Source organism: Streptomyces sp. NPDC005574 (assembly GCF_040605435.1).
Lineage (GTDB): Bacteria > Actinomycetota > Actinomycetes > Streptomycetales > Streptomycetaceae > Streptomyces.
This window is the reverse complement of sequence record NZ_JBEXCW010000001.1, coordinates 161,973-173,992: the sequence shown is the minus strand read 5'-3', so window position 1 is coordinate 173,992 and position 12,020 is coordinate 161,973. Positions and strand designations below refer to the sequence as shown.

The following is a 12,020-nucleotide window of genomic DNA, read 5'->3' as shown; positions in this document are numbered from 1 at the left end:
CTCGGGGTCCTCCGCGGGATGGACTGGGGGCATGACGACAGCTCAGGAAGATCTGCTCCCCGCTACCCGGCGGGCGCTGCTGCACCGCATCGCGGTGGCCCAGGCCGAAGGGCGCGCGCCGTCGCTGGTCGCCGCGGTCGTACGGGAGGGACGTGCCGTGTGGCACGGGGCGCGGACCTCGGTGGACGGTCACGCACCGGACGAGAACGTGCAGTACCGCATCGGCTCGATCACCAAGACCTTCACCGCCGTGCTCGTCCTGCGGCTGCGTGACGAGGGTGTGCTCGACCTCGGCGATCCGCTGGAGAAGCATCTGCCGGGCACGGGTGCGGGGGAGGCGACCATCGCCGAACTGCTCGCCCACACCAGCGGGTTGGCCGCCGAGTCGCCGGCGCCATGGTGGGAGCGCAGTCCCGGGGCCCTGCGCCCGCAGCTCGTCGACGTGCTGGGGGATCAGCCCTTCCGGCATCCGGTCGGCCGCCGTTTCCACTACTCGAATCCCGGCTACACCCTGCTGGGCGCGCTGGTCGAGCAGTTGCGGGGAGCTCCGTGGGAGGAGGTCCTGCGACACGAGGTGCTTGATCCTCTGGGTCTCGACCGTACAACTGTGCGGCCGAAGGCTCCGCATGCGGGCGGGTGGGCGGTGCACCCCTGGGCCGATGTGATGCTGTGCGAGCCGGCCGAGGATCTTGGCTGCATGGCACCCGCCGGTCAGCTCTGGTCGACGACCGGCGACCTGGCCCGTTTCGCGGTCTTCCTGACGCAGGGGGACGACCGGGTGCTCGGCGCGCGCACCGTTCAGGAGATGCGGGCGCCCGCGGCACCCGCCGAGGCCACCGACGTCGTGGACGGTGCCGCCTACGGGCTCGGCCTGCAGGTCCAGCACCGGGACGGCAGGCTGCTCGTGGGGCACTCGGGTTCGCTGCCCGGCTTTCTGGCGAACCTCACGATCGGGGTGGCGGACGATGTCGCCGCGGTGGTGCTTGCCAACTGCACCTCGGGTCCGCCGCTTGCCACCGTAGGCGCGGACCTGGTGCGGATCGTCGCCGAGGCGGAACCCCGGATCCCCGCGCCCTGGCTACCCCTTGCCGAAGTCGATCCGGCGGCCCTGGAGTTGGCGGGCCAGTGGTACTGGGGGACCTACGGCTTCGCACTGCGGCTGACGGCCGACGGGCTCGCTTCACTGGAGCCCCTGGCCGCCAACGGCCGCCGTTCGCGTTTCCGCGCGAACGGCGACGGCACGTGGACCGGACTGGAGGGTTACTACGCCGGAGAGCTCCTGAAGGCGGTACGGCGTCCTGACGGATCCGTGGATCATCTGGACCTCGGCTCGTTCGTCTTCACCCGTCAGCCGTACGACGAGGGGTCCGCCGTCCCGGGTGGGGTGGACCCCGAAGGGTGGCGGGGGATCAGCTGACGAGTGGCCTGGACGGAGCGGCCTGTTTCACGTGAAACAGGCCGCTCCGCTTACGCCATGGGCGCTCACAGAGTGAGCTTGAAGCCCACGTGTGAGGCGGTGAAACCGAGCCGCTCGTAGAAACGATGGGCGTCCGTGCGGGTGGCGTCCGAGGTCAGCTGCACCAACTGGCATCCCTGGCGTCGGGATTCATCGACTGCCCACTCGATGAACTGCGTCCCCAGCCCGCTGCCGCGTTCGTCTGCATGGACGCGGACGCCCTCGATGATCGACCGGGTGGCACCGCGGCGGGACAGACCCGGGATCACCGTGAGCTGGAGTGTGCCGGCGACCTGTCCCGCGCGCACGGCGACGACCAGGTGCTGGTTCGGGTCGGTCGAGAGGCGTTCCAGTGCGGCCAGGTACGGGGCAAGGTCGTCGGGGGACTCCAGCTGGGCGCCCAGCGGGTCGTCGGCGAGCATGGCCACGATCGCGGGGATGTCGTCCCTCGTGGCGGGCCGTATTTCAAGATCTCCCATGACCGCACCCTACGCAGCCGAGGCCGGCAGGAGCCGGCCGCTCATGCCGTCGCGGGAGCGTTCAGTGACTCCACCACCCGGACCAGAGGAGCCAGTTCGGGGGTCTTGGAGGCTTCGTCGAGTGCCTCACGCAGGGCGGTGTCGTTGGTGGGCCGGGCCTGTTCCAGCAGAGTGAGGCCGGCGTCGGTGACATCGGTGTAGATCCCGCGACGGTCGGTGGGGCACAGGTAGCGCGAGAGCAGGCCACGGTCCTCGAGCCTGGTGACCAGGCGGGTGGTGGCGCTCTGGCTGAGGACGACCGCGTCGGCGACCTGCTTCATCTGCAGATGGCCGCCCTCGCCGTCGTGCTGCCGGCTGAGGACGTCGAGCAGGGAGTACTCGCGCACGCTCAGGTCGTGCTCGCCCTGCAGGGCCCGTTCGATGTGGGCCTCGATGCGGCCGTGCAGCAGGGAGAGCGCGCACCAGCCCTGTGCGAGGGCGGTGAGTGCGGGGTCCGTGGCGGTCATCAGGCGTTTCCTCCGTCCAGGAGCGACGCGGACCAGGATACTCCAATATCGCGATAGTCAGCGTTTGCAAATAACCCGCGTCTGCAATTAACGTGGTCGGTGCTTGACGAACCTCTGCACTCTTCTGGAAGGTGCCCGCACATGCCGCTCGCGCTTCTGGCCCTCGCGATCGGGGCCTTCGGCATCGGTACGACCGAGTTCGTGATCATGGGCCTGCTGCCCCAGGTCGCCGGCGACTTCGGTGTCTCCATCCCCACCGCCGGCTTCCTGGTGACCGGCTACGCCCTCGGCGTCATGTTCGGTGCGCCCCTCATGACCGTCCTCGGAACCAGGATCCCCCGCAAGCGGATGCTGATGCTGCTGATGGGCCTCTTCGTCGCCGGCAACCTGCTCTCCGCCCTGGCGCCGTCCTTCGGCGTCATGCTGATCGGCCGGGTGGTCGCCTCGCTCGCGCACGGCGCCTTCTTCGGCATCGGTTCGGTCGTCGCGGCAGACCTGGTCGCCCCGGACAAGAAGGCCGGAGCCATCGCGATGATGTTCACCGGACTGACCGTCGCCAACGTCGTCGGCGTCCCGCTCGGCACCCTGGTCGGACAGTCCCTCGGCTGGCGGTTCACCTTCGGCATCGTCGCGGCTCTCGGGGTCGTCGGCCTGGTCGGCATCGCCAAGCTCGTGCCCGTCCTGCCCAGGGCGCACGAAGTGCGGCTCAGGCACGAGGTGGCCGCGTTCAAGAACACCCAGGTCCTGCTCGCGATGGCGATGACCGTGCTCGGCTTCGGCGGTGTCTTCGCGGCCATCACCTACATCGCGCCGATGATGACCCACGTCGCGGGCTTCGCCGACGGCTCCGTCACCTGGCTGCTCGTGCTGTTCGGTCTCGGCATGGTCGCCGGCAACCTCATCGGTGGCAGGTTCGCCGACCGCGCCCTGATGCCCCTGCTGTACGTCTCGCTGGGCGCCCTGGCCGTCGTCCTGGCGCTCTTCACGATCACCGCCCACCACAAGGCGTCGGCAGCCGTCACGATCGCCCTCATCGGCGCCCTGGGGTTCGCGACCGTCCCGCCGCTCCAGAAGCGGGTGCTCGACCAGGCACACGGCGCGCCGACCCTCGCCTCAGCCGTGAACATCGGCGCCTTCAACCTGGGCAACGCGCTCTCCGCGTGGCTCGGCGGGATCGTCATCGGTGCCGGCTTCGGGTACACGGCACCGAACTGGGTCGGCGCCGTCCTCGCCGCCGCCGCGCTGCTCCTCGCCTTCCTGTCGGCCGCCTTGGAACGCCGTGACACCGTCGCTGCCGAGGCCGGCGCGGAGACCTCAGCGCCCGGACAGCGGGCCGCGGTGCACGGCTGAGCCAGCCGGGCCCGGTGGGGCTCTTGGAGCGATCCGGCATGAACGCCGGTTCCCGGAACTGCGGGAGCCGGCGTCGTCGTACGGGTGGGTCCTCTCAGCCCGCTGCCACCGTCAGTGGTGCGAACCGTCGGCTCCAGTCCCCAGGCGGCTCCGTGATCCCGTAGGTCATGACCGCGTTGAAGGCGACGGACTCCAGCCCGCGCTCCTTCGCCCAGGTGATCAGCTGCTCGTGCCGCACGTCGATGTCCGTCCGCAGGGGACGGTCGGTGCGGGCGGCGAGGGAAGCGAGCAGTGCCTTCGCCGTCTCGGTGTCCTCGGCGATCAGGGGGCCCACGACAAGGGTGTCCATGTTGGGCCAGGCCGCCGCGTATCCGACGATCCGGTCCTGAGCCTCCGCCACGCGCAACTGGTCGGCGAAGGCGGGCAGCCGGGTCACGATGTGCGTACGGTCGGCGCCGAACACCTCCTCATCGAGCCGGAGGATCGAGATGAGGTCCTCGGCAGTGGCCGCACGGGTCGACACCTCGGGTTCCGGTCCACCGGGATGGAAGCGGCCGCACAGCATCTCGGCCCGTCCGACGGCTTTGAAACCGAGTTCCTCATAGAGCGGGCGCCCGTACGGTGTCGCGTGCAGGGTCAGTGGCGTCGGGCCCATCTCGGAGACGACGTGGTGCATCAGCCGCCGGCCGACTCCCTGGCGAGCGTGCCGTTCGGCGACCAGGACCATGCCGATGGCCCCGAGGTCGGGGCGGTCCCGCGGCCCGTACTCGGTGACCACGCAGGCGGTCACCAGGCCCCCGCCGGGGTCGTCGATGCCGTATCCCTTGCCGGCCGCGAGGAGAAGGCCCCACTTGTGTTCTTCGCGCGGCCACCCCCGGTCCTCGGACAAGTCGGCGCAGGCGGTGAGATCGCGGAGCGTCAGCCGGCGAATCGGCAGAGCGGTGTGAGAGGCAGTCGGCACGCAGGTCAGGCTGTCGGACGGGCGCCCTTGCCGTCCACCTCTTTCCCGCGTCACATACGAGCTTTTGGCCATGAGGTGGGCCGCCCCACAGTGCATCGACCGGCGGTGTCGGTTTCACGTGAAACATCGGCGAACGGCAAGCATCCGGCAATGACCCGGGGGAGCCAAACTGGGCGCCACTAGCCTCTGGAGCCATGGCGAGACTTCATCTCTTCGATCTCGACGGCACTTTGCTGCACGGCACGAGCGCGCCCGTGGAAATCTCGCGACAGCTCGGTCTGGAAACAGAGACGCTGGCTCTGGACGCGGCCGCTCTTGCGGGTCTGGTCACGCCGCCCCAGTACGCGGCACGGATACGGGAGCTCTGGACGGACCTCACCGACGCCCACGTGACGGCGGCCTTCGAGAGTGCGCCGTGGCTGGCTCGTATCCGCGAGGTGTGGGCGGAGATCGGACAGCAGGGCGACTACTGCGCGGTCGTGTCGCTTTCGCCGTCCTTCTTCGTGGAACGCCTGACCGGATGGGGTGCGCATGCCGCCTACGGGTCGCGGTTCCCCGCTGTGCCCTTCACCGAACCGGTGGACCCGTCGGGTGTCCTCAGCGCGGCGGCCAAGGTGCTGATCGCCGAACGGCTCTGTGCGGAGTTCGGAGTACGGCGGGCCGACTGTGTCGCTTACGGGGATTCATCGTCGGACAAGGATCTCTTCGGTGTCGTGCCCGTCTCCGTCGCGGTGAATGCCGACCATCATCTTTCCGACGTCGCCACTCATTCCTACCGGGGGACGGACCTGTGGGAAGCGTATGAACTGGTGCGTCAAGCGCAGGCCGGCTGACCTCGTGTTGGCCGGCGGCACGGTGTCTGAGGGACCTCGGCCGGGGTCATGGCAGGCACGGCACCGGTCGGCCCGCGTCAGCCGAGGTCCGGGGCGTGCAGCGCGCGCACACCCTCGATGTTTCCGTCCAGGTAGTGCCGCAAGGACAGCGGTACCAGGTGGACGGTGGCGATCCCGACACGGGTGAACGGCACCCGTACGATCTCGTACTCGCCGATGGGCTCGTCCACCTCGGGGCCGTGCCGCAGCCCGGCGTCCATGGACTCGAGGTGGCAGACGAAGAAGTGCTGCACCTTCACACCGGATGTGCCACTGTCCTCACCGATGTGCTCGACGGTGTCCACGAAGCAGGGCACCACATCGGTGATCTTGGCGCCGAGTTCCTCGTGGACCTCGCGGTGCAGGGCATGCACCACGGTCGGGTCCTCCGGCTCGACGCCGCCTCCGGGCGTGACCCAGTAAGGATCGACACCAGGCTTGGTGCGTTTGATCAGGATCAGGTTGTCGCCGTCCAGCAGAACGGCACGGGCGGTGCGCTTGACCACGGGTCGGACGGTCATGGGAGGAATGTGGCCCGGCTGGTTCCACGTGAAACATCGCGAGAGGTCACCGACCGGGATCGGGGCGCGATCGACAGGGGCCCGGCCCCTCCAGTCGTCCCCCGGAGCGCGGCTCAGCACCAGTCGGTGGCCGCGTGCAGCAGCCACTCGTGGGCCCGTGCGATGTGCGGCATCGCCAGCGTGCCGGTACGGACCACCAGGAAGTACGTCCGCAGGGGCGGCACCGCCGGATCGTGCAGCGCCAGCACGTCACCCCGCTCCAGCGCCTGGCCGCAGAGATAGCGGGGCAGTACGGCGAGGCCCGCACCCGCGACCGCGCACGCGAGGACGGCGCGCAGGTCGGGAACGATGACGGTGCCGGGAGCGGGCGGGCGGGAGTCGAAGACGGAGGCCCAGTAGCGGGAGACGAAGGGCAGGGACTCGTGCACCTCGATCAGCGGGACCTGCTCCAGCGCGAGCGCGCCCTTGCTGTGAGGATCCGCCGGGTCGAACTCCCCTGCCCAGCGCGGGGCGGCCACCAGCACGTGTTCCTCGTCGCACAGCGCAGTCGCCGTGAGCAGCGGCCCGCGCGGACGGGCCGTGCAGATGGCCAGATCATGATGTCCGGCGGCCAGCCCCTCCAAAGTCTCCTCGGCGTTCCCGAAGGACGCCCGCAGGGCGAATCCCTGGCCGTCCTCGCCGGTCAGCTCCGTCAGGGCGGGCAGCGCCCGCTCGGCGGTGAACTCGGGAGGCCCGGCGAGGTGCAGGGTCCGTACGGAGGACTCGTCGTCGAGACCGGTCTCGGCGATCTCCACCAGGGCGTCGAGATGCGGCGCGGCCTTGTGGGCGAGTTCGTCCCCGATGGTCGTCGGTGTCACACCGCGGGCCCGGCGCAGGAAGAGCGGGCGGCCCAACTGCCGCTCCAGCGTGCGGATCTGGGAGGTCACGGCGGGCTGGGAGAGGCCCAGCAGGGCGGCGGCGCGGGTGAAGGAACCGGCCCGGTGCACGGTCACGAAGGTGCGCAGCAAGGCCAGATCCATGAACGCCCTCCCCTTCCCTGCCCTTCCCCCGGCCCCCGGCCGCGCCCAACTATAAATAAGTCGATAGGGACCTGTCGCTACTGTGATTGGACACTGACACAGAGTCAACTAGCCTTGTGCGCGCGGTTCTTCGCGCGCAGAACCGGGACGGTCCGAGCCACGAGGGGGGAGGCTCGGACCGTCCGCCGTGCACAGCCGGACACGGCGGCGCGTGAGCGTGCCGACGGTTTCCCCTGCGCCCGGGCCGGTCAGTGCGCCGACTCGTCCAGCGCGCGCAGCACGTCTGCCACCAGGTCCTCGGGGTCCTCGGCTCCGACGGAGAGACGGACGAACCCCTCGGGCACCGCGTCCCCGCCCCAGCGGCCACGCCGTTCGGCGGTGGACCGCACCCCGCCGAAGCTGGTCGCGTCGTCCACGAGCCGCAACGCGTCGAGGAAACCGTCGGCCCGCTCGCGTGAGGGCAGCGTGAAGGACACCACGCATCCGTAGCGGCGCATCTGCTGCGAGGCGATCTTGTGCGAGGGGTCGTCGGGCAGTCCGGGATACCGCAGCCCGGTCACCTCCGGCCGGCTCCGCAGGGCCTCGGCGACGACGAGCGCGCTCGCGTTCTGCCGGTCGACCCGCAGCTGGATCGTGGCGATGGAACGGTGGGCGAGCCAGGCCTCCATGGGCCCCGGGATGGCCCCGACGATCTTCCGCCAGCGCCGTACGCCGGTCATCGTCCCGGCGTCGCGGCCGGTGACGTATCCGAGGAGCACGTCGCCGTGCCCGGTGAGCTGTTTGGTGCCGCTAGCGACCGAGAAGTCTGCGCCGAGTTCCAGCGGGCGCTGCCCCAGCGGTGTGGCGAGGGTGTTGTCGACGGCCACCAGCGCGCCGCGCGCGTGTGCTTCGGCGGCGAGCCTGCGGATGTCGCACACGTCCAGCCCGGGGTTCGACGGGCTCTCGATCCACAGCAGTTTCGCGCCGTCCAGGACGTCGAGTTGCGCGTCGCCGCCGGTGGGAGCGTTGCGCACCTCGATGCCGTACGCCTCCAGCTGGGCGCGTACGAGGGGCAGCACCTGGTAGCCGTCGCCCGGCAGGACGACCGCGTCCCCGGCGCTCAGCTGGGAGAAGAGCACCGAGGAGATCGCGGCCATGCCCGAGGCGAACACGAGCGTCTGGGCGTCCCCCCGTCCCGGCGCCTCCAGCTCGCTGATCGCCCGCTCCAGCAGGGTCCAGGTGGGGTTCTCGTCGCGGCCGTAGGTGTAGGGGCCGGTGGGATCGCCTGGCAGGTGGAAGTGGGCGGCGAAGACCGGCCCGGGCAAGGTCGGCTCGTGCTTGACCGGTTCGGGCAGCCCGGCCCGCACCGCGCGCGTGCCGTCACCGCCGCCGTCCGACAGCCCCCGTGTCTCCGTACCGCTCATGCCGCTCGTCCTCCCACGTGCTCACTCACCGCGGCGAGCAGACCGTCGCTCGCCGCCTCCACCATCTCAAGACACTCCTCGAAGCCGTCCGTCCCCCCGTAGTACGGGTCCGGAACGTCCAGGTCGTCCGGGTCGGCGGGGTCGTACGAGCGGAGCAGGCGCACCTTCTCCGCGTCCTGCCCGGTGGGCGCGAGGCGGCGCAGCGCCCGGAAGTGGCCGATGTCGAGGGCGACGACGAGGTCGAGCCGGGAGAACCAGGACGCCTGGAACCGCCGGGCGGTGTGGGCGCTCCCGTAGCCGTGGGCCTCCAGGACGGCGACGGTGCGCGGGTCGGCACCGTCGCCCTCGTGCCATCCGTCGGTGCCGGCGCTGTCGACTTCGACCAGGCCGTCGAGGCCGGCCTCCCGCACGCGGGCACGGAAGACGGATTCGGCCATGGGTGAGCGGCAGATGTTGCCCGTGCAGACGAAGCAGACGCGATAGGGCATGGCGGGCTCAGTCCCCGTCCGGCAGGACCACGTTGAGGGCCCAGGAGACGATCGAGATGATCAGGCCGCCCAGGACGGCGGTCCAGAAGCCCTCGACGTGGAAGCTGAGGTCGAGCTTGTCGGCCAGCCACGAGGTGAGCAGCAGCATCAGCGCGTTGACCACCAGGGTGATCAGACCGAGCGTCAAGACGAACAACGGGAAGGTCAGTACCTGCACAACCGGCTTGACCAGGACGTTCACCAGGCCGAAGACCAGGGCGACCAGTATCAGGGTGGCGACCTCCTTGCCCGTGCTGTCACCGGTCAGGGTGATCTTGTCGAGCAGCCACACCGCGACCGCCAGTGCGCCCGCGTTGGCGATCGTCTTGACTAGGAAATTCTTCATGTGTCTGATCGTGGCAGAAGAGATCGGTGACGAGTACGGCGAGGGCGGACGAAGTCGATGAAGGCATTCCGGCTGGACGAACTGGAGGCGGAGCGCGCCGCCAACGACGGCGCCTACCTGCAGTTCCTGCGTGAGCGGAACATGTCGGTCGGTCTGTACGCGCTGGACGCCGGCGAGCACGACCGGCAGCAGCCGCACAACCAGGACGAGGTGTACTTCGTGGTGAGCGGCCGCGCCGCGATCACCGTCGGCATGGAGACCACCCAGGTTTCGCGCGGCAGCGTCGTGTACGTACCGGCCGGGGTGGCCCACAAGTTCCACCACATCAGCGAGGACCTGCGGGTCATGGTGGTCTTCTCTCCGCCCGAGAGCTGAGCCGCGGCCTCAGGGTTCCCTAGGGGTTCGGTCAGGGGACGACAAGGGGTGCGAGGCCCCCGCCGGGGCCCCTCGCGGCTCTAGCATCGACCGCAGGACACAAGCAGGACCCGGCGGCGGACGTGCGGGGGTCGACAGGACCCGGCACCGCCCACGCGGGTCGTCGACAGGAACCCGGCACAGCGACGGGCGGAGAGGTAAGGACGAGAGCGATGCGAGAGATCTTCGCGGGACTGCCCTGGTGGGTGAAGTGGGTCGCGGTGCCGGTCATCGCCCTGGTCGTGTTCGGCGGACTGATAGCCAGCGTCGTGGGCTTCTTCATCGGTCTGCTCTTCAAGGCACTGGTCTTCGTGGCCCTGGTCGGCGGACTCATCTACGTCGTACGGAAGTTCACGGCGAGTTCTTCGTCGCGTGGCGACTGGTGAGCCTGCCGGGAAACCGGTGAGCGGTAACAGGAATCACCGGTTCCCTCGGGTGGGGGAAGTTTCCCGGACAGGCCGTCCGCAAGCGGTGGCAGGCGGTTAAAGTCCGGGAACTCGACGCGGGGACCATCCCCGCGAGGCGTACACCCCCTCCCGTGTCACCGGCACGGGCTGCCCCCTCGCTACGGGAGTGCCCCTTGGCCACGGTAGACACCGCCCCCGCGGAAGCCCACGCTCCGCCCACGGCGGCCCGCACCACCCTTTCCCCGCCGGGAGCCCGCACCGCCCTCCCGCGACCGGAAGCCGGCCGCCGGCCCCCCGAGCAGGCCGCGCCCCCACCACGGACGCGCCCCCAGGCAGCCGCGGCTCCGCGGCGCTCGCCGGTGCTGCCCGAGCAACCGCACACCTCCCCGTCCCTCCCCGCCGCACCGCACGCCGCCACGCTCATCGGCTCCGTGCAACGCGCGATGCGTCTGCTGGAATGCGTCGCCGAGCACACCCACGGGGCACCCGCCAAACAGCTGGCCCGCGAGACGGGACTGGCGCTCCCCACTGCCTACCACCTGCTGCGCACCCTCGTGCACGAGGGCTATCTGCGCCGCGACAAGGGGCTGTTCTTCCTGGGGGAGGCCGCCGAGCGGCTGTCCGGCGAGGGAGCCCGGCAGAAACGTCGCAGCACGGTCGCGGACACGCTCGCGCACTGGCGGGACGCCATCGGCGCACCCGTGTACTACGCGATGTACCGCGACGGTGAGATCGAGATCGTGTGCGTCTCCGACACTCCGGGCAATCCCGCGGTCGAGGAGTGGGCCGACTTCCGCGAGACCGGGCACGCGCACGCCATCGGGCAGTGCCTGCTCGCCCAGCTGGACGAGGACGCGCGGCGCGACCACCTCGACCGCCATCCTGTCCAGTCCGTCACGCCGTACACGGTGCGTGACGATCACACCCTCCTGCGGCGCCTCCACCACATGCGGCGTACCGATCCGGTGACCGAACAGCAGGAGTACGCATTGGGGACGGTGTGCGCGGCGATCCCCGTCACGGTGGGTGCCACAGCGGCGTCGGTGGCCATTTCTCTCCCCTCCCACCAGGCACATCGTCTCCTGGCGGCAGCCCGCCAACTGCAGGACGAGGCGGACCGGCTGCTCGGGTCACTGGCCCTCTCTATCAGTATCTGAAAACTCACTCCTTGTGATCTGTTGTGTACTTTCTGCAAGATGCCTTCAATGTCAGAGGGTTGATTCCCGGCCAGTCGACGGCATATGACGGGGTAGGCGATGCGAGAGTCCGTACAGGCAGAGGTCATGATGAGCTTCCTCGTCTCCGAGGAGCTCTCCTTCCGCATCCCGGTGCAGCTGCGTTACGAGGCCGGTGATCCCTACGCGGTCCGGCTTACCTTCCATCTCCCCGGTGACGCTCCCGTGACCTGGGCTTTCGGTCGCGAGTTGCTGATCGACGGCGTGGGCCGGCCGTGCGGAGAGGGGGACGTGCGGGTCTCACCCGCCGACCCCGAATCGCTGGGCGAGGTCCTGATCCGACTTCAGGTCAGTGGCGACCAGGCGTTGTTCCGTTCCTCGACGGCCCCGCTCATCGCCTTCCTGGACCGCACCGACAAGCTGGTCCCGCTGGGCCAGGAGGGTGCGATCGGCGACTTCGACGCCCACCTCGACGAGGCACTGGACCGCATCCTGGCCGAGGAACAGAGCGCGGGCTGAGGCGGTACGGCGACGAGGTGGCGGAACGCTTCAGCGCGTTGTCGGCGGAACGCTTCGCCACACCG

At 69.9% G+C, this 12,020-nt stretch carries 15 protein-coding genes; 7 read left to right on the top strand and 8 right to left on the bottom strand.

Annotated features, from left to right (window positions below; all coding sequences use genetic code 11):
* Positions 1–31 precede the first annotated feature (31 nt).
* Positions 32–1,417 (top strand): serine hydrolase domain-containing protein, encoded by a 1,386-nt coding sequence (locus ABZT03_RS00855; RefSeq protein WP_356031623.1) that lies wholly within the window; start codon positions 32–34, stop codon positions 1,415–1,417.
* A gap of 65 nt (positions 1,418–1,482) precedes the next feature.
* Here the strand turns inward: ABZT03_RS00855 and ABZT03_RS00850 are convergent, their stop codons facing one another.
* Both ABZT03_RS00850 and ABZT03_RS00845 read right to left on the bottom strand, forming a co-directional pair.
* Positions 1,483–1,935, bottom strand: coding sequence for a GNAT family N-acetyltransferase (locus ABZT03_RS00850; RefSeq protein WP_356031621.1), 453 nt, complete (start codon positions 1,933–1,935; stop codon positions 1,483–1,485).
* Positions 1,936–1,976: 41 nt separating this feature from the next.
* Positions 1,977–2,441 carry a MarR family transcriptional regulator gene (locus ABZT03_RS00845; RefSeq protein WP_356031620.1) on the bottom strand — a complete coding sequence of 155 codons (465 nt, stop codon included), beginning with the start codon at positions 2,439–2,441 and terminating at the stop codon, positions 1,977–1,979.
* A 141-nt stretch (positions 2,442–2,582) separates the two neighbouring features.
* On the opposite strand from ABZT03_RS00845, the gene ABZT03_RS00840 reads away from it, so the two are divergent.
* Entirely contained in the window at positions 2,583–3,791 is a 1,209-nt protein-coding gene (locus ABZT03_RS00840; protein WP_356031618.1) for an MFS transporter, read from the top strand.
* A 94-nt stretch (positions 3,792–3,885) separates the two neighbouring features.
* Here ABZT03_RS00840 and ABZT03_RS00835 read toward each other — a convergent pair whose 3' ends face one another.
* Positions 3,886–4,752, bottom strand: a complete 867-nt coding sequence (locus ABZT03_RS00835) for a GNAT family N-acetyltransferase (protein WP_356031616.1) — start codon at positions 4,750–4,752, stop codon at positions 3,886–3,888.
* Between the two features lie 194 nt (positions 4,753–4,946).
* On the opposite strand from ABZT03_RS00835, the gene ABZT03_RS00830 reads away from it, so the two are divergent.
* Positions 4,947–5,585: a haloacid dehalogenase-like hydrolase gene (locus ABZT03_RS00830; RefSeq protein WP_356031614.1), complete on the top strand. Its 639-nt coding sequence runs from the start codon at positions 4,947–4,949 to the stop codon at positions 5,583–5,585.
* Positions 5,586–5,662: 77 nt separating this feature from the next.
* Here the strand turns inward: ABZT03_RS00830 and ABZT03_RS00825 are convergent, their stop codons facing one another.
* The 5 genes from ABZT03_RS00825 to ABZT03_RS00805 form a co-directional block, all read right to left on the bottom strand.
* Positions 5,663–6,145, bottom strand: coding sequence for an NUDIX hydrolase (locus ABZT03_RS00825; protein ID WP_356031613.1), 483 nt, complete (start codon positions 6,143–6,145; stop codon positions 5,663–5,665).
* Between the two features lie 113 nt (positions 6,146–6,258).
* Complete coding sequence (locus ABZT03_RS00820) at positions 6,259–7,164, bottom strand: LysR family transcriptional regulator (protein WP_356031611.1); 906 nt, start codon at positions 7,162–7,164, stop codon at positions 6,259–6,261.
* Positions 7,165–7,412: 248 nt separating this feature from the next.
* Positions 7,413–8,567, bottom strand: coding sequence for a cystathionine gamma-lyase (locus ABZT03_RS00815; protein ID WP_356031609.1), 1,155 nt, complete (start codon positions 8,565–8,567; stop codon positions 7,413–7,415).
* Positions 8,564–9,055, bottom strand: coding sequence for a low molecular weight protein-tyrosine-phosphatase (locus ABZT03_RS00810; RefSeq protein ID WP_356031607.1), 492 nt, complete (start codon positions 9,053–9,055; stop codon positions 8,564–8,566). The genes ABZT03_RS00815 and ABZT03_RS00810 overlap by 4 nt, the downstream gene beginning before the upstream one ends.
* Before the next feature lie 7 nt (positions 9,056–9,062).
* On the bottom strand, positions 9,063–9,440 hold the full coding sequence (locus ABZT03_RS00805; RefSeq protein WP_356031605.1) for a phage holin family protein: 378 nt from the start codon (positions 9,438–9,440) through the stop codon (positions 9,063–9,065).
* Positions 9,441–9,497: 57 nt separating this feature from the next.
* On the opposite strand from ABZT03_RS00805, the gene ABZT03_RS00800 reads away from it, so the two are divergent.
* From ABZT03_RS00800 to ABZT03_RS00785, 4 genes are all read left to right on the top strand, one after another.
* The gene (locus ABZT03_RS00800; protein ID WP_356031603.1) at positions 9,498–9,815 is read left to right on the top strand and encodes a cupin domain-containing protein; all 318 of its coding nucleotides are present in this window, start codon (positions 9,498–9,500) and stop codon (positions 9,813–9,815) included.
* A 212-nt stretch (positions 9,816–10,027) separates the two neighbouring features.
* The gene (locus ABZT03_RS00795) at positions 10,028–10,240 is read left to right on the top strand and encodes a DUF5326 family protein (protein WP_356031601.1); all 213 of its coding nucleotides are present in this window, start codon (positions 10,028–10,030) and stop codon (positions 10,238–10,240) included.
* 383 nt (positions 10,241–10,623) lie between these two features.
* On the top strand, positions 10,624–11,418 hold the full coding sequence (locus tag ABZT03_RS00790) for a helix-turn-helix domain-containing protein (RefSeq protein WP_356031953.1): 795 nt from the start codon (positions 10,624–10,626) through the stop codon (positions 11,416–11,418).
* 99 nt (positions 11,419–11,517) lie between these two features.
* Positions 11,518–11,955, top strand: coding sequence for an SsgA family sporulation/cell division regulator (locus ABZT03_RS00785; protein WP_356031599.1), 438 nt, complete (start codon positions 11,518–11,520; stop codon positions 11,953–11,955).
* The last annotated feature ends 65 nt before the right edge of the window (positions 11,956–12,020 follow it).